This window comes from Thioalkalivibrio halophilus (genome assembly GCF_001995255.1).
In the GTDB taxonomy this organism is placed as follows: domain Bacteria; phylum Pseudomonadota; class Gammaproteobacteria; order Ectothiorhodospirales; family Ectothiorhodospiraceae; genus Thioalkalivibrio; species Thioalkalivibrio halophilus.
In genome coordinates this window covers 72,621-93,527 of the sequence record NZ_MUZR01000004.1, presented here as the reverse complement: position 1 = coordinate 93,527, position 20,907 = coordinate 72,621, and the positions used below count along the sequence as shown (strand labels likewise).

At 68.3% G+C, this 20,907-nt stretch carries 17 protein-coding genes; 6 read left to right on the top strand and 11 right to left on the bottom strand.

The window, feature by feature from the left end:
- Window positions 1-208: 208 nt before the first annotated feature.
- Together B1A74_RS01510 and B1A74_RS01505 are read right to left on the bottom strand one after the other, a co-directional pair.
- The gene (locus B1A74_RS01510; RefSeq protein ID WP_077243562.1) at window positions 209-505 is read right to left on the bottom strand and encodes a hypothetical protein; all 297 of its coding nucleotides are present in this window, start codon (window positions 503-505) and stop codon (window positions 209-211) included.
- A gap of 74 nt (window positions 506-579) precedes the next feature.
- Complete coding sequence (locus tag B1A74_RS01505) at window positions 580-2,541, bottom strand: ABC-F family ATP-binding cassette domain-containing protein (protein ID WP_077243561.1); 1,962 nt, start codon at window positions 2,539-2,541, stop codon at window positions 580-582.
- Window positions 2,542-2,821: 280 nt separating this feature from the next.
- Here B1A74_RS01505 and B1A74_RS01500 point away from each other — a divergent pair, with 280 nt between their 5' ends.
- Window positions 2,822-3,739 carry a GGDEF domain-containing protein gene (locus tag B1A74_RS01500; protein ID WP_024329249.1) on the top strand — a complete coding sequence of 306 codons (918 nt, stop codon included), beginning with the start codon at window positions 2,822-2,824 and terminating at the stop codon, window positions 3,737-3,739.
- A gap of 15 nt (window positions 3,740-3,754) precedes the next feature.
- Here B1A74_RS01500 and B1A74_RS01495 read toward each other — a convergent pair whose 3' ends face one another.
- On the bottom strand, window positions 3,755-4,699 hold the full coding sequence (locus B1A74_RS01495; protein WP_018947041.1) for a hydrogen peroxide-inducible genes activator: 945 nt from the start codon (window positions 4,697-4,699) through the stop codon (window positions 3,755-3,757).
- A complete protein-coding gene (locus tag B1A74_RS01490; protein ID WP_018947042.1) occupies window positions 4,686-5,033 on the bottom strand; it encodes a DUF3301 domain-containing protein in 348 nt (115 codons plus the stop codon). Before B1A74_RS01490 ends, B1A74_RS01495 begins: the two co-directional genes overlap by 14 nt.
- Before the next feature lie 115 nt (window positions 5,034-5,148).
- On the opposite strand from B1A74_RS01490, the gene B1A74_RS01485 reads away from it, so the two are divergent.
- The 4 genes from B1A74_RS01485 (at window position 5,149) to B1A74_RS01470 (ending at window position 9,746) form a co-directional block, all read left to right on the top strand.
- Window positions 5,149-5,982, top strand: coding sequence for an inositol monophosphatase family protein (locus B1A74_RS01485; protein ID WP_077243560.1), 834 nt, complete (start codon window positions 5,149-5,151; stop codon window positions 5,980-5,982).
- Window positions 5,979-7,394, top strand: a complete 1,416-nt coding sequence (locus B1A74_RS01480) for an adenylate/guanylate cyclase domain-containing protein (RefSeq protein ID WP_077243559.1) — start codon at window positions 5,979-5,981, stop codon at window positions 7,392-7,394. Before B1A74_RS01485 ends, B1A74_RS01480 begins: the two co-directional genes overlap by 4 nt.
- Complete coding sequence (locus B1A74_RS01475; RefSeq protein ID WP_077243558.1) at window positions 7,391-8,467, top strand: tetratricopeptide repeat protein; 1,077 nt, start codon at window positions 7,391-7,393, stop codon at window positions 8,465-8,467. Before B1A74_RS01480 ends, B1A74_RS01475 begins: the two co-directional genes overlap by 4 nt.
- A gap of 64 nt (window positions 8,468-8,531) precedes the next feature.
- Window positions 8,532-9,746 (top strand): TraB/GumN family protein, encoded by a 1,215-nt coding sequence (locus tag B1A74_RS01470; protein ID WP_077243557.1) that lies wholly within the window; start codon window positions 8,532-8,534, stop codon window positions 9,744-9,746.
- A 42-nt stretch (window positions 9,747-9,788) separates the two neighbouring features.
- On the opposite strand, the gene B1A74_RS01465 is transcribed toward B1A74_RS01470, so the two are convergent.
- The 4 genes from B1A74_RS01465 to B1A74_RS01450 form a co-directional block, all read right to left on the bottom strand.
- A complete protein-coding gene (locus tag B1A74_RS01465; protein ID WP_018947047.1) occupies window positions 9,789-10,787 on the bottom strand; it encodes a quinone oxidoreductase family protein in 999 nt (332 codons plus the stop codon).
- 30 nt (window positions 10,788-10,817) lie between these two features.
- Window positions 10,818-11,303, bottom strand: a complete 486-nt coding sequence (locus tag B1A74_RS01460; protein WP_018947048.1) for a Slp family lipoprotein — start codon at window positions 11,301-11,303, stop codon at window positions 10,818-10,820.
- Between the two features lie 47 nt (window positions 11,304-11,350).
- Window positions 11,351-11,935 (bottom strand): Slp family lipoprotein, encoded by a 585-nt coding sequence (locus B1A74_RS01455; RefSeq protein WP_281623685.1) that lies wholly within the window; start codon window positions 11,933-11,935, stop codon window positions 11,351-11,353.
- A gap of 117 nt (window positions 11,936-12,052) precedes the next feature.
- A complete protein-coding gene (locus B1A74_RS01450; RefSeq protein ID WP_018947050.1) occupies window positions 12,053-12,946 on the bottom strand; it encodes an HDOD domain-containing protein in 894 nt (297 codons plus the stop codon).
- Window positions 12,947-13,102: 156 nt separating this feature from the next.
- Here B1A74_RS01450 and B1A74_RS01445 point away from each other — a divergent pair, with 156 nt between their 5' ends.
- Entirely contained in the window at window positions 13,103-13,900 is a 798-nt protein-coding gene (locus tag B1A74_RS01445; protein ID WP_018947051.1) for a dienelactone hydrolase family protein, read from the top strand.
- 35 nt (window positions 13,901-13,935) lie between these two features.
- Here B1A74_RS01445 and B1A74_RS01440 read toward each other — a convergent pair whose 3' ends face one another.
- The 3 genes from B1A74_RS01440 to metH all read right to left on the bottom strand — a co-directional run bounded on the left by B1A74_RS01440 (window position 13,936) and on the right by metH (window position 20,902).
- Entirely contained in the window at window positions 13,936-15,228 is a 1,293-nt protein-coding gene (locus B1A74_RS01440; RefSeq protein WP_018947052.1) for a response regulator, read from the bottom strand.
- A 157-nt stretch (window positions 15,229-15,385) separates the two neighbouring features.
- Complete coding sequence (locus B1A74_RS01435) at window positions 15,386-16,936, bottom strand: bifunctional GNAT family N-acetyltransferase/carbon-nitrogen hydrolase family protein (protein ID WP_018947053.1); 1,551 nt, start codon at window positions 16,934-16,936, stop codon at window positions 15,386-15,388.
- 174 nt (window positions 16,937-17,110) lie between these two features.
- Window positions 17,111-20,902 (bottom strand): methionine synthase, encoded by a 3,792-nt coding sequence (gene metH, locus B1A74_RS01430; RefSeq protein WP_077243567.1) that lies wholly within the window; start codon window positions 20,900-20,902, stop codon window positions 17,111-17,113.
- Between the last annotated feature and the right edge of the window lie 5 nt (window positions 20,903-20,907).

Genomic DNA, 20,907 nt, shown 5'->3' with positions numbered 1-20,907 from the left:
GGGCCGGCCTCCTACCGAACGGGCACCCATCCACACCCCCGTAGGAGGCCAGCCCCCTGGCCGATCAGGCCCAACCGCTGCACCAACGGCCGGGGACCGGCCCACCGCCGCCATCGGCCGGAGGGCCGGCCTCCTGCGGCCATGACCCACCCCGCCATGCAGGAGGCCAGCCCCTGGCCGATCCGGCACCGGACAACCCCGGCGTTGTTCAATGCGGGCGATGCAGAAACGGCATGTCGCCGCGATCGGTCATGTGCCGGATCAGCGACACACGACCCGGCTCTTCCTTTTCCAGCTCGTCCGCGCACTGCGACGGCTGATGCGTGACCTCGGACAGCAGGACCTCGAGTTCGCGCAGATCCACCTTCGGCTGCTGCAGGTCCTCGGGCTTCGGGTTCTCGACCTGATTCGTCTCCCAGAACATCCGCGGATGCCACATGTGGTTCTGCGCGTCCGGGTGATGGAAGAGTTCGACACAACGACGATTCAGCTCCTGTGCGTTCATCGCATGACTCCTCGTTTCGTTGCACTCACCCGTTTATATAGACCCGAAAATTTCCGAGTTCAAGGGTCGGCCTTTCACTTCTCCGCCGGGGAGCCTCCGGCATCGGGGCGTGCCGCTTCCAGGGCCTCCATGGCCTCCATCCATTCCCCTTCGTGGTCCTCCAGCCGGCGACGCAGCTCGCCCTGCTCGCGCGTCAGCGCCGCCAGGCGGTCCGCGGCCTCGGCATCACCGGTGTACAGCTCGCCGTCAGCCAGTTCGGCCTCGATCGCGTCCAGCCGCTCCTGCAGGCGCGCGCACTCCGCCTCGGCGCGGTCGGCCCGCTGCTGCAGGGGCTTGAGGGCCTCGCGTGCCCGCGCCGCCTCGCGCCGGCGATCCTTCTGCGACAACGCCGGGCCACCCCCGGCTTCATCTCCGGAAGCCACCGCCGCACCACCCGGCCCGGCCGGTTCCGGTCCCGCTTCATCCCGGCTCCGACGCTCCTGGAGTTCACGAGCATAGTCATCGAGATCGCCGTCGAATTCGCTCAGATGACCGTCCTCCACCCGCCAGAAGCGGTCGCAGACCCGCGCCAGGAGCTCGCGGTCGTGGGCCACCACCACCAGTCCCCCGGCGTAGGCCTCCAGCGCCTCGCCCAGCGCCTCGCGCATGTCCAGATCCAGGTGGTTGGTGGGTTCGTCGAGCAGCAGCAGCGATGGCGCCTGCCACATCAGCTGTGCCAGCACCAGGCGCACGCGCTCGCCCCCGGAGCACTCGCCCACCGGACGGTCGGCCCGCTCGCCGCCAAACCCCAGCCCACCGAGGAAATTGCGCAGGTCCTGTTCCGCAGCGCGCGAATCCTGCCGCTGCAGATGCGCCAGCGGCGAGGCGGCCAGGTCCAGCTGCTCGCGCTGATGCTGGGCGAAATAACCGATGCGCAGGTCCGGGGCCGGCTGCCGTTCGCCGGTATCCGGCTCCAGCTCGCCGGCCAGCAGGGCCAGCAGCGTCGATTTTCCGGCACCGTTGGGACCAAGGATCCCGACCCGGTCCTCCGGGCGCAGCCGCAGGCTGGCCGGATGCAGACGCCGCGACTCGCCATGGCCCACGGTCGCGTGGTCCAGGGCCAGCAGGGGGTCGGGCAGCCGCTGGGGCGACGGGATGTGCAGGTGCACCGGGCGCGCCGCCCGGATCACCGCGACGTCCTCCAGCGCCTCCAGCCGCTTGAGCCGGCTCTGGGCCTGGCGCGCCTTGCTGGCCTTGGCACGGAAACGCCGCACGAACTGCTCCAGATGGGCGCGTTCCGCGGCCACCTTCGCCGCGGCCGCCTCGCTCTGCGCCATGGCCTCGGCGCGCCGGGCCTCGGCCTGGGTGTAGCCGCCGCTGTACAGGGTCAGGGCGCCGCGTTCGATATGGGCGATATGCGTGACCACGGCGTCGAGGAAACGCCGGTCGTGGGCGATCACGATCACGGTGCCGGGATAGCGGGCCAGCCAGCCTTCCAGCCAGACGATGGTCTCCACGTCCAGGTGGTTGGTGGGTTCGTCCAGCAGCAGCAGGTCGGAGCGGGTCATCAGGGTGCGCGCCAGCCCCAGGCGCATGCGCCAGCCGCCGGAGAAATCCGACATCGGCCGGTCGCCGTCCGCGTCGGAAAACCCGAGCCCGGCCAGCAGGCGCCGGGCGCGGGCCTCGGCGGTCCAGCCGTCGATCGCATCCAGGCGCGCGTACAGCCGCGCCTGTTCCGCCCCGTCCCCGTCGTGTTCTTCCTCGAGGCGCCGCTGCAGTTCGCGCAGTTCGGCGTCACCGTCCAGCACGTACTCCACCGCCGGGCGCGCGCTGCCCGGAACCTCCTGCGGCAGATGCGCGACCACCCAGTCGTCCGGCTGCTCGATGGATCCGGCATCCAGTGACAGTTCGCCCTGCAGCGCGGCCAGCAGACTGGACTTGCCGGAACCGTTCGCGCCGGTCAGGCCGACCCGCCAGCCGGGGTGCACGGTGAGTTCCGCCCCCTGCAGCAGGATCTGGCGTCCGCGTCGCAGTTCGACGTTGTGCATGCGGATCATGGCGGCGCTTCTCCCACAGTGGCCTGTACGGTGCGGCAGCATAGGGAAACGCCGTTCGATGTGCACGTGGCGTGCCGCCATCCTGAATGGCGTCGAAATCCTGCCGCTTTTTGCCGGTCGACCCGGCGGATTTTTTCCGGCCCGCCCGAAAAAAGTGCCGGCAACCCGACACCCCGCCCGCCTCGACTGGCAAAAAGCCAATCGGAAACAGCATTTTGTGAACCTGGCACGGTTCTCGCTTCTGCTTCGGCCAGGAATCATCGATCACCGCGAGGCAGCCATGAACAGCGACAACAACGCCACCAACCTGCGCCTGGTCTCCAGCAACGGCGGGGGACCGCAGCGCAACGCGCCGCTGGACGCCCTGGGATTCGTCCAGACGGTAACCGCCACGCTGGAGCTGGGCGCGGTGATCGACCGTATCAACGAGCATCTGGTCGGCCACCTGGAGCACAGCGGCTGGATCTATTCCACCGACGACGGCGAGATCCGTGAAGGCGGAGAAGCGGACCGCCATCGGATCGAATACGCCCTCAGCTACAACGGCACCGACCTCGGCTCCCTGGTGCTGATGCGCGGCCGGCGCTTCGACGACCAGGAACAGGCCCTGGTGGAATCCATCCTCGGCCTGGCGGCCCCGGCCCTGCACAACGCCTGGCGCTTCCGGCGGCTGCGGGCCAACCTGGAACGCGACGAGCTGACCGGCCTGGGCAATCGGCGGGCCTTCGAGATCCAGGGCGAGCAGTGGCTGGCCGACTGTCTGCGTCAGGAGCGCCCGATGTCGCTGCTGGCGGTGGATCTGGACCACTTCAAGCAGCTCAACGATCGCTTCGGCCATACCGTGGGCGACGAGATCCTGCGCGAGGTGGCCCGTACCCTGCGCGAATCCACCCGTCAGTCAGACCTGTCCGTGCGCATGGGGGGCGAGGAGTTCCTCGTGGTCCTGCCCGGGGCGGACCTGCGCGCCGGCATGGACTGCGCCGAACGGATCCGGCAGGCGATCGGTGGCGTGCGGGTCTGCGCGCGTGGCGAGGAGGACGCCGCCGTCGAAAGCGACGGGGTGGCCGCCGTCACCGCCTCCATCGGCGTGGCCGCGCTGGGCCGCCACACGACCCTGCAAAGCCTCTATCAGACGGCTGACGAGGCCCTTTACGCGGCCAAGACCTCGGGACGCGACCGGGTGCTGGCCCGACACTGACGGACCGGCAGCGGGTCAGCCGTCGCCGTCTCCCGGCCGGATGAAGTCCACGCAGGTCAGCGGGGTCTGCAGGATCGCCTGACGCAGGGCCTCCACCGCCTCCGGCCGCGGGAACCGGCTGCGCCAGGCCAGCGCCACGCGGCGCGACGGCACGGGCTCTTCGAAACGCCGGACCGCCAGCAGCCGCTGGGCGTAGCGGTCGGCCCCGGCGGCGGTGCACGGCAGGATGGTCACACCCATCCCGGAGGCGACCATGTGGCGGATGGTCTCCAGCGAGGAACCCTCCAGGTTGCTCGGGGTGCTGCCGTCCGCGGTGACGGTTTTTTGACACTCCGGGCAGCGTTCCAGCACCTGATCGCGGAAACAGTGCCCCGCACCCAGCAGCAGCAGGGTCTCCTGCGCCATCTCCTGCAGTTCGACCGTATCCCGCTCCGCCAGCGGATGACTCCCCGGCAGAACGCCGACGAACGGCTCGTCATACAGCGGCAGGGTCACGATCCCCGGTTCCTCGAACGGCAGCGACACGATGATGACGTCCAGATCGCCCTGCTTGAGGCGTTCACGCAGCCGGCTGGTGTAGTTTTCCTCGATCACCAGCGGCATCTGCGGCGCGCGTTCGTGCAGCACCGGGATCAGCTCCGGCAGCAGGTACGGCGCGATAGTGTAGATCGCCCCGAGCCGCAGCGGCCCCACCATCGGGTCCTGGCTCTGCGCCGCCACGTTGCGCAGCTGCTCCGCCTCGGAAAGCACCTGCCGTGCCTGGGCGATCACGCGCTCCCCGGCCGGCGTCACGCTGATCTCGCCGTGGCCGCGTTCGAACAGCATAACGCCCAGCTCGTCCTCCAGCTTGCGCACCGCCACCGACAGCGACGGCTGCGACACGTGACAGGCCTCCGCCGCCCGGCCGAAATGCCGCGCATCGGCCACGGCCACCGCGTAGCGCAACTCACTCAGAGTCATGACTGCCGCCTCCGACTTCATCCACCGTTCGCCCGCCTTCGGGCCAGTCCAGGGTGATGCGCTCCAGCGCCGCCCCGCGCAGGATCAGCCAGCCCCGCCGTCGTTCCACGCCGTCGCCGGCAAACTCGAACACGTATTCGCGCCGCAGCACCGGGTTGCCCCGATGACGCACCGGCCGCAGCCGTCGCCGCACCACGCTGCTGTCGAGAAACTGTACGCCGGCGCGGTCGCATGCCTGCCGCGCGATATGCCGCGCGCGCTCGTGCGCCCGCCAGTTGGCGTTCAGGTAGGCCACCAGCGCGGCCAGGGCTAACAGGATCAACACACCGGTCATGGATCGGTATGATACGCATACTGACACCGCAAACGCCCGCCGATCCGCCGGATGTGCCGCCATCCCTGGGTCCCGGCGCCGCACAGACGAGGCCCGGCCCCGTCCAGGAAACCGCATGAACGGCAACAGCATCCCATTCTCCGCCCTTCTGGAAGGCCTGCGGACCATCGGTCGGGAAGAGCTCCTGCCGCGTTTCGCCAGCGGCACACGGGTGGACTACAAGGCGGACGGATCGGTGATCACCCCGGCCGACCATGCCGCGGATTCCGCGGTGCGCCACCTGTTGCGGGACTGCGGCATCGACGAACCGGTCCTCAGCGAGGAACAGGACGAACCGGAACAGCAGCGCGTGCTCGACGAAGCCCCGGCATTCTGGCTGCTGGACCCCCTGGACGGCACCAGCAATTTCGCCACCGGGCTGCCGTTTTTCGCCATCTCCCTGGCACGCATCGAGGGCCAGCGGGTAACCCACGGGGCCACCCTCGACCCGGTGCGCGGCGAACTGTTTTCCGTCACGGAGGACGGCCCGCTGCTGCTGGACGGCAGCGAGCCGGACACCGCCGCCACCGCTCCACCCGAAATCCGGCGCTGCATCGCCCTGGTCGACTACAAGCGCGTTCCCCGCACCCTGGGACGGGCGCTGCTGGACGCGGCCCCGTTCGCTTCGCAGCGCAACCTGGGCGCCTGCGCCCTGGAATGGGCATGGCTGGCGGCCGGGCGTGCGGATCTGTACCTGCACGGCGGCCAGGCGCTGTGGGACAGCACCGCCGGCACCCTGATGCTGGAACGTGCGGGCGGCGCGATGGCGGACCTGTCCGGCGCACCGGTATTCCGCCGCGATCTGGCCCGCCGCCCGGCGATCGCGGCCCGCACCCCGCAGCTGCAGGCCGTCTGGCATGCCTGGATCACCGAACATCTCGACCCGCCGGGATCCGGAGCGTCAGCATGATGCGGCTGTTCCGTCGCGGGGGCCGACCGGAACAGTGGCGCGCCGCGGATTTCACGCCCCGCTATCTGCCGATCGCCTGGAAGATCGTCGCGGTCATCGCCGGGCTCACCCTGACCGGGATCGGCGTGCTTGCATGGGTGATCCTCAGCCAGGTCAGCACGGTGCTGAACAACCAGATCCAGGCCCAGGCGGAACTGACCGTGGCTCCGGTGGCCCGCACCTCGGGTGAACTGATCCTCGCCGAAGACCACCTCACGCTGGAAACCCTCCTCAACTCGCTGGTCGAGGACGGTCGGGTCGAGTACATTGCCGCCTATGCCATCGACCGCGGCCGGGTCGCCGCGGCCGGGTCGCCGCCAGCCGACGACGCCGCCGACGGGGTGTGGCCGCTGACTGCCGGGGCCGAACCCTACCGGCGAGAAGTGAGGTTCCAGGACGTCCAGGTGGGTTACATCGAGGCCCGGATCGACTCGGCACCGATGCAGGAACTGATGCGCAACACCGTCAATGCGGGCGTCATCACCGCCGCGATCGTGTTCCTGCTGAGCTTGATCCTCGCCATCGACATCTCCAAGCGCCTGGTGCGCCCGCTGGAACGCCTGGCGGAATCCATGCGCGAACGCATGCAGCCCGGCCCGGACGACCAGGACGACCCGCGGGTGGTGCTGCGGCGCGACGAGATCACCCAGCTGACCGAGGCGTTCAACACCATGGCCCACGATCTGCTGCGCAAGGACCAGGTCGAGGCCGCGCTGCGACGCTATGTCTCCACCGGCGTGGCCGAGGACATCCTCGACAACCTGGACCGCGTGGAGCTGGGCGGCCGCGCGGTCGAGGGCTCGGTGCTGTTCGCCGACATCACCGGCTACACTGCCCTGTCCCAGCAGTGCACCCCGGAGGCACTCGGACGCATGCTCAACGAGTTCTTCGGCCCCATGACCGAGTGCATCGCGGAGCACGGCGGCACGGTGGACAAGTACATGGGAGACTGCACAATGGCGGTCTTCGGCGCGGCCCGGCCCGACCCCGACCACCGCATCACCGCCCTGCGTACCGGCCTGGCGCTGCTGGACACCATCGCCGGCATCAATGCGGAGCGCGAGGCACGCGGCGAACGGCGGGTGGAATTCCGCATCGGCCTGTATGCCGGCGAGATGCTGGCGGGCAACATGGGGGCCCGGGAACGCATGCAGTTCACGGTGGTGGGCGAGACGGTCAATCTGGCCGCCCGCCTGGTGACCATCGCGCCCCCCGGGGGCCTCGTCACCACGCGCGATTTCATGGAGCATCCTCAGATGAGCCAACACAACACCGGGAAACTGGTGCAGGAAGACCTCGGCCAGCATGCCCTCCACGGCCTGAGCGAGCCGGTCGACGTGGTGCGGGTGCACCCCACGCGGACCACGGCATGACTCGACGCCGGATCCGTTACACCCTGCTCGCGGTGCTGCTGGCGCTCGCCACGCTGCACGGCTGCGCCCTGCTGGAGCCGCTTCAGGACCCTGACACGCGCGTCGACCGGCTGGTGGCCGAAGGCGAATATCGGGCGGCACTGGAAACCCTCGACGCGCTGCCCGACGAGGAGCGGGCAGCGCGCAAAGACCGTCGCGAGACCATCGAGGCCCGCGCGGCCGAGGCCGCCGAGAACGCCCTGCGCGAGGCCGGGAACCAGGCGGCCGAAGGTGCCGTGGGGCGGGCCCTGGACATCCTTGAGGAGGCCGATGCCCGACTGCCGGCCAGCGAGGAACGCCAGCGCCGCATCGCCGAGCTGGAACGTGACCGCCGAACCGGTCTCAGCGCCCTGGAGCGCCGCCACCGAGTGATGGAGGCGCAGGCCCTGGCCGAACGCCTGCGACTGCTGGACATCATGCAGCCGCTGGCGCGTGACGACGACACCCTGCCCGAAAACATCGACGATCTGCGCCGCCGTGGCGCCCGCATCGCCGCCGAGCTCGACCGCGACGCCCGCGACGCCGCCCCCGAGACCGCACTGGAGCGTCTGCGACTGGCGCGCGAACTCGAACCCGACCCGGAACGCGACCGGCGCATCGCCGAGCTGGAAGCCGAGATCCGGCCGGACCCCGAACCAGTGAATCAGGAAGACAGCACGGCGCTGCTGGATGCACTGGAACGCGCGCTGCACGAGGAAGACCTGATCGCGGCCCGGCAGCATTGCCGCAATATCGCCACCGACCGCCTGGGTGACAGCGCTCGTGACCGCCACGATGCCCTGTGCGAGCGCTGGGAAGAACAACGCGACGCACACACGGCCGAGCTGCTGGAACAGGGTAGCGCGCATTACGCCGCCGGCCGCATTCACGACGCCCTGGACACCTGGGAACGCGCCCTGGAACTCGATCCCGAACACGCCGGGCTGCGCAGCGCCCGTGAACGCGGCCGGCGCGTGCTGGAGCGTCTGGAGTCCCTGCGCGGCCCGGCGGACGGGCCGGAGACCCCGGGTGAGCCGTTGCGGCCCGCCCCGTGAACCGGCAGGCGGCGAACGAGCCTGATAGGATTCGATCACCCGAAAACAGCCCACCGGCCCGAACATGACTCCGAACGTCGAGGACCTGATCGCCAGCGAACCCCATCGCGTACTGCAGCTGGGGGACACCGAGGTCGTGCTGCTGGGCACCGCCCATGTCTCGCGGGCCAGCGCGGACCGGGTACGCAGCCTGATCGACACCGAAAGCTTCGACGCGGTCGCCATCGAGCTGTGCGAGAGCCGCCAGCGGGCCATGCTGGACCCGGATGCGCTGGGCCGGATGGACCTGTTCAGCGTGATCCGTCAGGGCCAGGCCCCGATGATCGCCGCCAGTCTCGCCCTGGGGGCCTATCAGCAGCGTCTGGCCGAGCAGTACGGGATTGAGCCGGGGGCGGAAATGCGCGCGGCCATGGACGGCGCCCTGGATCAGGGCGTGCCGCTGGCGCTGATCGACCGCGACCTGGGACTGACCCTCCGACGCACCTACCGGGCCGTGCCGTGGTGGCAGCGCATGGGCCTGGTCGGCGGCCTGCTGGGCAGCGTGCTCAGCCGCGAAAAGATCGACGAGAGCGAGATCGAGCGTCTGAAGGAAGGCGACATGCTGGAAAACACCTTCAGCGAGTTCGCCGAACAGTCGGAGGCCCTGTACGGCACGCTGATCCACGAACGCGACCTGTACATGGCCGCGCATCTGCGCCGCATGGCCGCCAGCGGCGAGCACCGGCGCATCCTCGCAGTGGTCGGCGCCGGGCATCTGGCCGGCATCGCCGAACAGATCGGTCAGCAGCAACGGCCGCCCGACGAGATCCTGGACGAACTCGACCAGGCCCCGCCGAAGGCCCGCTGGCCGAAGGTCATCCCGTGGGTCGTGGTCGGGGTGATCCTCACCGGCTTCGTGATCGGATTCCTGCGCAACCCCGACATCGGCATCCGGATGATCATCGACTGGGTGGTCATCAATGGCGGCCTGGCCGCGGTGGGAGCGGCGATCGCCCTGGCCCATCCGCTGACCCTCCTGACCGCCGCGCTGGCCGCCCCGCTGACCTCCCTGAACCCCACCATCGGTGTCGGTTTTGTCGCCGCCGCCGCGGAGATCTTCCTGCGCAAGCCCCGCGTGTCCGATTTTGCCCGCCTGCCCCAGGACACCACCCACGCCCGCGGGTGGTGGCAAAACCGCGTCTCCCGCGTGCTGCTCGTGTTTCTGCTGACCACCCTGGGCTCCGCCGCCGGCACCTACATCGGCGGTGCGCGGGTATTCAGCCACCTTTTCGGCGGCTGAACAACCGGCTTCTCAGTCAGGCCCGCCTCAATCGGGCCCGCCTCAATCGGGGATACGCAGCACCAGCTTGCCCCGGCGCCCGCCGGCCTCGATCCGCCGGTGCGCCTCCGCGGTCTGCGCCAGCGGCAGGACATCCTCGACATTGACCTCCAGAGTACCGGCGGCCAGTCGCGCGAGGCCATCGGCCACGACCTTCGCCTGGCGCGCCAGCCCCGTCCGGCTGCGCTGCAGCATCGGGGTGAGCATCAGCTCCAGATGGATGGCCGCGTTCTGCAGCCGCGCCGGGTTCCAGTCCATGCCGTCGGGGGGTGCCAGCAGGGTCACCAGGCGGCCGCCGAAGCGGATCTGCCCCAGTCCCTCGACGAAGGTGTCACCGCCGACGGTATCCAGCACCAGGTCGAAATAACGCCCGTCAGTGAAGGCGGCGATATCCGTCGCGGCTCGGTCACTGCGGATGTCCACGTGATCCGCCCCCAGGGCATGCATCACCTCCACACCGGCATCGCTGCGCACCAGCCCGAGCACTCGGGCACCGGCGGCCCGCGCCAGCTGGACCGCCATCTGTCCGACTCCTCCACTGGCCGCATGGACCAGGACATAGTCGCCCTTCTGCAGCCCGCCACGGTCGAACAGCGCTTCCCGGGCGGTAATCCAGGCCAGCGGCAGGGCCGCCGCTTCGGCGTCGGAGACTCCGTCGGGGACGGGCACCAGGGCAGCCTCGGGCACCAGCGCCTGTTCGGCACAGGTCCCCGGATCGGCGCCGGTGCCACCGAAACAGAACGCCACGCGCTGCCCCGGGCGAACGTGCTTCACCGCGTCGCCGCAGGCCTCGACAACACCCACCCCGTCGCAGCCGGGGGTGTTGTGCGGCGCGCCCTCGACCAGCATGCCACCGGCACGGACCTTGGTGTCGACCGGGTTCACGCCGGCCGCCAGCAGGCGCACGCGCACCTCGTCGGGTTCGCGGATCACCGGATCGGGGCATTCGCCCAGGTATAAAACGTCGGCGGAGCCGGGCTCGTTGAACAGAATGGCTTGCATGTCACTCCCTGAATAGAACGATTGGAAACGTCACAGTCCGATCCCGATACCGATGCCGAAGTTCACGCGGCCGGGTGCGGACGGCGCGCCCACCGGCCACAGGTGCAGCTGCCGGGCTTCCAGCACCGGGAAGCGATATTCCGCCTCGCCGATCCGGCCAGTCTCCACCGCGGTGACCGGCCCGGTGGCCGTCACGCGGCGCCCGGGGCGATAATCCACCGGATCGAGGAAGCCGTCCACCACGACCCGGAAACGCCCCTGACTGGCCGCCCCGGTGCGTGGCTCCTGCCCCCGTAACGGATAGGCCAGAACCTCGAGCACGGTGGTTTCGGGGCCGTGGTCGACCTCGGCGATGACGCCGCCCCACATCTGGTCGGTCTGCGGCAGCCGCTCGGCGGTAACCGCGCGCGGCTCCACCGGTTCGGCGGGGCGCGGCGCCTCCAGCGGCGTGGCCGCGCAACCCGCGAGCACCAGCGCCAGCAGGACCGCCAGGAGAGCCCGCGCAACGCCCGACACGCGACGGGACAAACAACGGTTACCGGATCTGTATTCGTACATCGGATTCACCGGAAGTGCCCGTCGTGATACGGATGGTGATGCAGCGGACGGGGGTGACGCCAGCCGGGCCCGTAGTAACCGCGGGGCATGCCCGAGTGGTACCACGGGTCATACCACGGGTCGTACCAGGGATCGTACCGCCGGTCCTGCGGAAACGGACGTCGGTCCCAGAGATGCACGACCTCGGCCTCCAGCCGCACGAACTCGTAGGCATGCTCGCCAATGCGGCCTTCTTCGCTGCCCGCAATCCGTCCGCGCACGGTCACCTCGCGCCCCGGGGCATGGTCTCGCGGTTCGAGGAAGTCGTCCGCGCACACGCGAAACCGCCCGGGGGAGACATCGGTTTCCCGCGGCCGCGCATCGCGTCCCAGAGGGCGCGCGACGATCTCCAGGCGGGTCCCGTCGTCAGTATTCTCGACCTCTGCGACCACCCCGCCCCAGACCACGAGCGCACCTTCGGCGGCAGCCACATCGGCACGCACCGCGGCCAGATCCAGGCGCTGGTCGGGAAGCGGCCCCAGCCGTTCGGGCACCGAGGCGCAGCCGGCCACGCCGAGGCCGACGATCAGCAGCAGTGCCAACCGGACCATGCGGCTGGAACACGGTATTCCGGGAACAGAGCGAGCGCGGGAGCAACGGGGCATGGCAAGTTCCTCACAGTCATTCCGGTAGACCGCCGACGCCCCGCCCGGGTTCTCGCATGGCCATCAGCCGGCCGGCGTACCCACCTCCGGATCGGACAGGGCCTGCACCGCCAGGACCTCGTGCTGGGCGTCTTCCACCGCCTGCAGCAGCATCTCCGGCGAGACCCCGGCGATCGCCCAGGCCTGTTCTTCCAGCGGCGGCGCATCGGCCCAGTCGCGCGAATCGATCTCGGCGAGGTGAGCGCCGGTGTTGGCCAGATGCACCAGCGCCACCGAGGGTCGATGGCGATCGCTGGCGGACAGCGGATCATGGTGCCAGGCAATACCCTCCACCAGGGCCTCGGGCAGCCCCCAGCGCTCGGCCAGCGCCCCGCCCAGACGGGCATGGTCGAAGCCCATCTGTTCGCGCTCGGCGGCCTGCGGCGACGGGCCCTGCGCGGTATCCAGGCTCGCCAGAAAGGCGCGGTGTGCCGCTTCGGGCGACTGCGAGAACAGCAGCAGCTTGCCCAGGTCGTGCAGCAATCCCGCCAGAAAGACCACGCCGGCCGCACGCGGGGCCACCTCCTGCGCCAGCTGCCGGGCGATGACGGCGCAGTAGGCCGAATGACGCCAGAAGGTCTCCAGCGGCAGACGCTCCTGCTCGGGGAGGGTGTTCATGGAGCGCGTCACGGCACTCGCCACCACCAGACGCTGCAGGACGTCGCGCCCCAGCATCGCCACCGCCCGCTCGATCGAATCCACACCACGGGCCGGCGCATAGGCGGGGCTGTTGGCCAGCCGCAGCACATGGGCCACCAGACCGGGATCACGCCCGAGCGCCGCAGCGATCTGCGGCTGGGTGCTTTCGTCGTCGTCCAGCAGCCGCGAGACCTCGAAAACCACCTGCGGCATGGCCAGCAGCCGGTCCGCCGCCTCCACCCGGGCCTCAAGGCTTGCAAAGCCCGTCTCGTCGCTCATCGGATCTCCTCCCGTGCGGCATTGCCCTTCCGCGCCGCTCCTCAAGCTTAGCCCCTGCGCTGCCCCGACGCATCCCGGAACGGGCGCTCTTGTTCGCATTCCGGAGCGGGACCATACTCGAAAAGCCGATTCGGCGATTCGACAAGGAGACACCCCATGCAACCACTGCGAACCCTGAGTGCCGCCGTGGCGCTGGCCGCACTGTTCCCCGGCCTGGCGCTGGCCGACCTGCACACCGAATCCGTGACCTACGAGCACGACGGCCAGACCTTCGAGGGCTTTATCGCCTGGGATCCGTCGGTCGACGGTCCGCGCCCGGGCGTGCTGGTGGTCCACGAATGGTGGGGACACAACGACTACGCCCGCAGCCGCGCCGAGCAGCTGGCCGCGGAAGGCTACACCGCCTTCTCGCTGGACATGTACGGCGACGGCCGCACCGCGGACCATCCGTCCGAGGCCGGCGAATTCGCCGGGCAGGTGCGCGAAAACCGGGACATGATGCTAGAGCGCTTCGGCGCAGCGCATGACTACCTGCGCGGCCACGATCAGACCGCGGACCAGCCGGTGGCGGCCGTGGGCTACTGCTTTGGCGGCACGGTGGCGCTGGAAGCAGCACGCGCCGGAGCCGATCTGGCCGTGGTGGCAAGCTTCCATGGCGCACTGGCCACCGAGCACCCGGCGTCGGCCGACACCCTGAAGCCCGAAGTCCTGGTCTTCAATGGCGCGGCCGACCCGATGGTGCCGAAGGAACAGGTGGATGCCTTCCGCGAGGAGATGGACAACGCCGACGCGGACTGGACCCTGGTGGATTTCGGTGGCGTGCTGCACAGCTTTACCAACCCCGACGCCGACAGCATCGCCGAGCGCTTCGACATGCCGGTGGGCTATGACGAACGCGCCGACCGGGATTCCTGGCAGCACCTGCTGGGGGCCCTGGAGCGTCGCCTGAAGTAGACCCGACGCGGGCGCTGCACGAACCTCCGGGGGGCTCAGAACCCCCGGAGGTAGATCAGTACGCCCAGGAAGATCACGGCCAGCACCGCGGCCACCAGCACCCCGCGGAACCATGGCCGCGACCACAGGCGATCACTGGGCGGATCGAAGCTGGCTTTCCCGGAGCCGGTCGGGGTCGGGGGCTCCCCCCCCTGGTCAGTGGAAGACTCCTCGGCCACCGGCGCGGCCTTCGGCCCCCCGTTGAGCTCCAGCTCCAGATCACGGATGCGCGCGCGCAGGGACTTGTTCTTGTGCACCGCCTCGGACAGCTCGCGTTCCCGCTGTTCAAGGCTGGCGCGGAGCTGACCCAGCGTACTCCCCTGATCGGAGCACTGCGTCTTCAGCTCGTGCTGTGCAGTCTCGGCAGCCGATGCGCGCTCGGTCTGCTGATTGCGCTCCCTGCGCAGGCGCTCGGCGGTCTTGTTTGCCGCATCCCGCTCTTCCCGGGCCTTGTCCCGTTCGCGCTCCAGCTCGACCAGCTCGTGCTCCAGCCGGATCACCTCGCCTTCCAGCTCGGTCACCCGCTGCTGGCGGTCGTCGTCGGACGCGGCCCCGGCCTCCTCCGCCGATTGTTCCTGTGCCTGCTCCAGGGTCTCGCTGGCCTCGCTCAGGCGCTGGCGCGCCTCTTCCAGCTCCTGCTCGAGCGAACGGCTCTTTTCCTCATATTCGTCGGCGCGCTGATAGGCCGCGGTGGCATCATCGCGGGATTCCGCCAGGGCCTGGCGCAGCCGCTCCAGTTCGTTGTGCAGCTCGCGGTCGCCGGAGGAGCTCTGACGCAGCATGAGTTCCCGGCGCAGCCGCTCGACCTCGTCACGCAGGTGGCGCAGCTCGGCCTCGGTCTCTTCATCGGGTGCGGCGTGTTCGGGCAGGAGCTCGGCCACGACCTCGCGGACCCGTCCGGGGACAAACGGCTTCTTGAGCACGGCGTTCGCACCCATGGAACGCCAGTCTTCCTCGGACTGTTCGTCATTCTCCTGCCCCGTAACGATCCCCACGGGCAGATCCGCCGGCACGCCGTCGGCGCCGTCCCGGATGCGCATCAGGAGATCCTGCCCGTCGAGCTTCGGCATGGAGAGGTCAGTCAGCACCAGACCGATGTCGTTCTGCTCCTGCATCCGGGCCCAGGCCTCTTCCCCGTCCGCGGCCTCGTACACGGTATGGGTATCCCGGAGGATGCGCTGCAGGGCCACGCGGATGACCTTGGAGTCATCCACGACCAGAACGGCCGTACGTGGCCCGCCTTTGCCGGCGCCGGCCCCGGGCGTTTCGCTCGTCACTGCTTCCGCCATGGTTACCCCCTGAATGCCTCGATGCCTTTCCGTGGCCTCCCGCGCGCACGCACCGATCGACCTGTCCATGCTTCAGATTACGGACGATCGCCGAACAAAGCCACCCCGTCGGGGCGGACACCCCCGGACGCCCTTCACGTTTTGGATCCAGGCCGTACTATACGGGGCTGGATTTCCAGTCGATTGCGTAGAGGTCCCGCCGGCGGTCGCGCAGGTTGCGCACCGAACCGTGGTTGCGCAGTTCCTTGAGATTGTCCAGGTCGAGATCCACGATCAGGGTCATCTCCGTGTTGGGAGTCGCCTCGGCCGCCACCGCGTCATGCGGGAAGGCAAAGTCCGACGGAGTGAACACCGCAGCCTGCGAATACTGCATGTCCATGTTCTCCACCCGCGGCAGGTTGCCCACCGAACCGGACATGACCACGTAGCACTCGTTCTCGATGGCCCGGGCCTGGGCGCAGCGACGCACGCGCAGGTAGGCGTTCTTGGTATCGGTCCAGTAGGGGACGAACAGGATCTGCAGGCCATGATCGGCCATCACGCGGGGAAGTTCGGGAAACTCCACGTCGTAGCAGATGAGGATGCCGATCTTGCCGAAGTCGGTGTCGAAGACATGCACCTCCTCACCGCCCTGCAGGCCCCAGTAGCCGATCTCGTCGGGGGTCACGTGCAGCTTGTACTGGCGGTCCCAGGTCCCGTCGCGGCGGCACAGGTAGGACACGTTGCGCAGCACGTCGTCGTGGTACTCGGGCATCGACCCGGCGACGATGTTGATGTTGTAGGACAGCGCCAGGCGCACCATCTCCTCGCGGATGTCCTCGGTGTACTCCGCCAGCCGGCGCACGGCCTCGGCCGGATAGTCCTGGTTGAACGCCCCCATCAGCGGTCCGTTGAAGAACTCCGGGAACAGCACGCAGTCGGCGCGGTAACCCGACACCGCGTCCACGAAGTACTCCACCTGCTGGAACAGGGCATCGAGGTCGGCGGTAGGCCGCATCTGCCACTGGACCACGCCGATGCGCACGTCCGAGCGGCTTCCGCCGATCAGCTTTTCCTTTTCCTCGTAGTAGATGTTGAGCCATTCGATCAGCGTGGCATACGCCCCGGACTTTTCGTCGTCCGGGAGGTAGTCCGTGATGATCTTGCGCACGTGGAAGTCGTTCGCCAGCTGGAAGGTCAGGATCGGATCGGTGACCTCGTGGTTCTTGACCTTCTCCACGTACTGCTGCGGCGTCATCTCTTCACGATGGGCCTCGTATCCGGGGATGCGTCCGCCGGCCACGATCGCGCGCAGGTTCAGCTTTTCGCACAGCTCCTTGCGCGCGTCGTACAGGCGCCGCCCCAGCCGCAGGCCGCGGTAATCGGGGTGCACGAAGATGTCCACGCCGTAGAGCGTGTCCCCGTCCGGGTCGTGAGTGGTGAGAAAGCCGTTGCCGGTGATCTGCCAGTAGTTGTGGTGATCGCCGAAGCGCTTGTACTCGACGATCAGGCTGATCGCCGCCGCCACCACCTTCCCGTTGTCCTCGATGCAGATCTGCCCTTCGGGAAAGCGCGTCACCTGGGAGCGGAACTGCGCCTCGCTCCAGGCCCCGTCCAGGTCCTGGTATACCCGCTCCATGATTTCGCGGATGTCGTCGTAGTCCTCCAGTCGGGTCTGGCGCAGAGTGAGGACGTGCTGGGTGGAATCGCTTTCCTGACCTGAGGTCATGCGGGGCTCCGTTGGTATGGGGCGACGGGCGCGGGCGCCCGCCGGGTCATGCCTGCAGGATACAAACATCCGGCGACGCGCGGAAACCGGGACAGGTCTTCCACGGTATTCCACCCACGAAAAAGGCCCCGCACGGGGCGGGGCCTGATTCGGGTCGCAGGGCGGACCCTGCGGTTACGCGCTGCGCGCCTCGCGCTCGGCCGCGGCTTCCGCCTTGGCCTCGTCGCTGTCGTCGTAGCCGATATTCGGCGCGAGCCAGCGCTCGGCCTCCTCGAACGACATGCCCTTGCGCTTCGCATAGTCCTCGACCTGGTCGCGGTTGACCTTGCCGAGGCCGAAGTAACGCGACTCCGGGTGCGCGAAGTACCAGCCGGAGACGGCCGACACCGGCAGCATGGCATAGCTCTCGGTGAGCGTCATGTCGGCGTTTTCCTCCGCCTGCAGCAGCTCCCAGAGCGTGGCCTTCTCGGTGTGCTCGGGGCAGGCCGGGTAACCGGGTGCCGGACGGATGCCCTGATACTTCTCTTCGATCAGGTCCTCGTTCTCGAGCTGCTCGTCCGCGACGTAGCCCCAGTAGTACTTGCGCACGTATTCGTGCATGCACTCGGCAAAGGCCTCGGCCAGGCGGTCCGCCAGGCTCTTCACAAGGATGGCGTGGTAGTCGTCGTTGGCCTTTTCATATTCTTCGGCCTTCGCATCCACGTCACCGCCGGCACTGACGGCAAACGCACCGATGTAGTCCGGGCCACCGGCCTCCTTCGGCATGACGAAGTCCGCCAGCGAGTGGCTGGGCTGACCGCGACGCTTCTCGGTCTGCTGGCGCAGGTGGTGCAGTTTCTTCAGCACCTGGCTGCGGTTCTCGTCGGTGTAGACCTCGATGTCGTCGTGATCGACGCTGTTCGCCGGGAAGAAGCCGACCACGCCGCGGCAGGTGACCCACTTCTCGTCGATCATCCGCTGCAGCATCTCCTGGCCGTCCTTGAACAGCTTGCGTGCCTCCTCGCCGACCTTTTCGTCTTCGAGGATGCGCGGATAGGCCGCATGCAGCTGCCAGGAATGGAAGAACGGCGTCCAGTCGATATACTCCTTGACCTTGTTCAGGTCGAAGTCATCGAAGCGCAGCAGCACCGAGCCATCGCCGTGCGGATGCAGCACGGTCGGCTCGCCCGGCAGGTCCTCGGTCTCCAGCGCCTTCGGCTTCGCCGGGGCGTAGGCGGACCAGTCGATCTCCGGCTTGTTGGCGCGCGCCTTCTCCAGCGACAGCCACTGGACCTTCTTCTTGCGCCCGGCGTTCTGCACGCGCAGCTTCTCGTATTCCTCGCGGATCTCGGCGGCGTAGTTCTCGCGCAGTTCGGGGCTGATCAGGCTCTGGGCCACACCCACGGCACGCGAGGCGTCCTTCACCCAAACCACCGGGCCGGAGTAGTTCGGCTCGATCTTGACCGCGGTGTGGGCGCGCGAGGTGGTCGCGCCGCCAATCATCAGCGGCGTGGTCATGCCCTCGCGCTCGAGATCGGCGGCGAAGTTGGCCATCTCCTCCAGCGAGGGCGTGATCAGGCCGGACAGGCCGATGACGTCGACATCATGCTCCTTGGCGGCCTTCAGGATCTCGGCACCCGGCTGCATCACGCCGATGTCGATGACCTCGAAGTTGTTGCACTGCAGGACCACGCCGACGATGTTCTTGCCGATGTCGTGGACGTCGCCCTTCACGGTGGCCATCAGGATCTTGCCGTTGTTCTCGGTACCGGTCTTCTCGGCCTCGATGTACGGAATCAGGTGGGCCACGGCCTTCTTCATCACGCGCGCGGACTTGACCACCTGCGGCAGGAACATCTTGCCCTCGCCGAACAGGTCGCCGACCACGTTCATGCCGTCCATCAGCGGCCCCTCGATCACCTGGATCGGGCGGTCGTAGGCCTGACGGGCCTCTTCAGTGTCGTCCACCACGTAGGTGTCGATACCCTTGACCAGGGAGTGCTCGAGGCGCTTGCTGACTTCCCACTCGCGCCACTCGAGGTTCTCTTCCTTCTTGCCGCCGCCCTGGCCCTTGTATTCCTCGGACAGCTCGAGCAGCCGGTCGGTCGCGTCGTCGCGACGGTTCAGGACCACGTCCTCGACCGCTTCCTTCAGCTTCTCGTCGATGTCGTCGTACACCGCCAGCTGACCGGCGTTAACGATCCCCATGTCCATACCCGCCTTGATGGCGTGGTACAGGAACACGGCGTGGATCGCCTCGCGGACCGGCTCGTTGCCGCGGAAGGAGAACGACACGTTCGACACGCCGCCGGAGATCAGCGCGTGCGGCAGATCATTCTTGATGCGACGGGTGGCCTCGATGAAGTCCACGCCGTAGTTATTGTGCTCCTCGATCCCGGTCGCGACCGCGAAGATGTTCGGGTCGAAGATGATGTCTTCGGCCGGGAAGCCGACCTTCTCGGTCAGCAGCTTGTATGCCCGGGTACAGATCTCGACGCGGCGCTGCTCGTTGTCGGCCTGGCCGTCCTCGTCGAAGGCCATGACCACGATCGCGGCCCCGTAGCGGCGGCACAGCTCGGCCTGCTTGATGAAGTTCTCCTCGCCCTCCTTCATGGAGATCGAGTTGACCACCGGCTTGCCCTGCACGCACTTCAGGCCCGCCTCGATGATCTCGAACTTGGAGGAGTCGATCATCACCGGCACACGAGCGATGTCGGGCTCGCCGGCCAGCAGGTTGAGGAAGCGGACCATCGCATCTTGCGACTCCAGCATGCCCTCGTCCATGTTGACGTCGATGATCTGGGCACCGCCCTCGACCTGGTTCAGCGCGACTTCCAGCGCGACGTCGTATTCCTCGTTCTGGATCAGGCGCAGGAACTTGCGCGAGCCGGTCACGTTGGTGCGCTCGCCAACGTTCACGAACAGCGAGTCGTCGGTGATGTTGCACGGCTCCAGACCAGACAGACGGCAGGCCGGAGAAACCTCCGGCACCTTGCGCGGCGGGAATTTCTCGACCGCCTCGCGCATGGCGCGGATGTGCTCGGGCAGGGTGCCACAGCAGCCGCCGATGATGTTCAGCATGCCCTGTTCGGCCCACGGGCCGACATCCGCAGCCATCTGCTCCGGGCTCTCGTCGTAGTCGCCGAATTCGTTCGGCAGACCGGCGTTCGGGTGCGCGGAGACGTGGGTATCGGCGATGCGCGACAGCTCTTCCACGTACTGGCGCATTTCCTTCGCACCCAGGGCGCAGTTCAGGCCGATGGACACGGGGTTGGCGTGGCGTACCGAATTCCAGAAGGCCTCGGTGGTCTGGCCCGACAGGGTGCGCCCGGAGGCATCGGTGATGGTCCCGGAGATCATGATCGGGAGGTCCTTCCCGAGCTCGTCTTCCAGGGTCTTGACCGCGAAGATCGCGGCCTTGGCGTTCAGGGTGTCGAACACCGTCTCGATCAGCAGCAGGTCGACGCCGCCCTCGATCAGGGCCTCGGCGGCCTCCTTGTACGCAGCGACCAGGGTGTCGAAATCGACGTTGCGCGCACCCGGGTCGTTCACGTCCGGGGAGATCGAGGCCGTACGGTTGGTCGGGCCAAGGATGCCGGCAACGAAACGCGGCTTGTCCGGGGTCTTCGCGGTCCAGGCGTCGGCGGCCTTGCGCGCGAGCTTGGCGGATTCGCGGTTCAGCTCGGGGACCAGGTCCTCCATGTGGTAGTCCGCCATCGCGATGCGGGTACCGTTGAAGGTATTCGCCTCGATGATGTCGGCGCCGGCCTCGAGGTAATCATTGTGGATCTGCTCGATGATGTCCGGGCGGGTCAGGGAGAGCAGGTCGTTGTTGCCCTTCAGGTCGGATTCCCAGTCCTTGAAGCGCTCGCCGCGATAATCGGCTTCCCCCAGCTCGTACAGCTGGATGGTCGTGCCCATACCGCCATCCAGGATCAGGATGCGTTCTTTCAGGGCGTTCTCGATATCTTGTCGCGTTGCCGTCATGTGCG

Excerpts from the sequence above, each read along its gene's own strand:
- B1A74_RS01510 (WP_077243562.1), bottom strand. The coding sequence starts at position 505 with ATGAACGCACAGGAGCTGAATCGTCGTTGTGTCGAACTCTTCCATCAC.
- B1A74_RS01505 (WP_077243561.1), bottom strand. The coding sequence starts at position 2,541 with ATGATCCGCATGCACAACGTCGAACTGCGACGCGGACGCCAGATCCTG.
- B1A74_RS01500 (WP_024329249.1), top strand. The coding sequence starts at position 2,822 with ATGAACAGCGACAACAACGCCACCAACCTGCGCCTGGTCTCCAGCAAC.
- B1A74_RS01495 (WP_018947041.1), bottom strand. The coding sequence starts at position 4,699 with ATGACTCTGAGTGAGTTGCGCTACGCGGTGGCCGTGGCCGATGCGCGG.
- B1A74_RS01490 (WP_018947042.1), bottom strand. The coding sequence starts at position 5,033 with ATGACCGGTGTGTTGATCCTGTTAGCCCTGGCCGCGCTGGTGGCCTAC.
- B1A74_RS01485 (WP_077243560.1), top strand. The coding sequence starts at position 5,149 with ATGAACGGCAACAGCATCCCATTCTCCGCCCTTCTGGAAGGCCTGCGG.
- B1A74_RS01480 (WP_077243559.1), top strand. The coding sequence starts at position 5,979 with ATGATGCGGCTGTTCCGTCGCGGGGGCCGACCGGAACAGTGGCGCGCC.
- B1A74_RS01475 (WP_077243558.1), top strand. The coding sequence starts at position 7,391 with ATGACTCGACGCCGGATCCGTTACACCCTGCTCGCGGTGCTGCTGGCG.
- B1A74_RS01470 (WP_077243557.1), top strand. The coding sequence starts at position 8,532 with ATGACTCCGAACGTCGAGGACCTGATCGCCAGCGAACCCCATCGCGTA.
- B1A74_RS01465 (WP_018947047.1), bottom strand. The coding sequence starts at position 10,787 with ATGCAAGCCATTCTGTTCAACGAGCCCGGCTCCGCCGACGTTTTATAC.
- B1A74_RS01455 (WP_281623685.1), bottom strand. The coding sequence starts at position 11,935 with ATGGTCCGGTTGGCACTGCTGCTGATCGTCGGCCTCGGCGTGGCCGGC.
- B1A74_RS01450 (WP_018947050.1), bottom strand. The coding sequence starts at position 12,946 with ATGAGCGACGAGACGGGCTTTGCAAGCCTTGAGGCCCGGGTGGAGGCG.
- B1A74_RS01445 (WP_018947051.1), top strand. The coding sequence starts at position 13,103 with ATGCAACCACTGCGAACCCTGAGTGCCGCCGTGGCGCTGGCCGCACTG.
- B1A74_RS01440 (WP_018947052.1), bottom strand. The coding sequence starts at position 15,228 with ATGGCGGAAGCAGTGACGAGCGAAACGCCCGGGGCCGGCGCCGGCAAA.
- B1A74_RS01435 (WP_018947053.1), bottom strand. The coding sequence starts at position 16,936 with ATGACCTCAGGTCAGGAAAGCGATTCCACCCAGCACGTCCTCACTCTG.
- metH (WP_077243567.1), bottom strand. The coding sequence starts at position 20,902 with ATGACGGCAACGCGACAAGATATCGAGAACGCCCTGAAAGAACGCATC.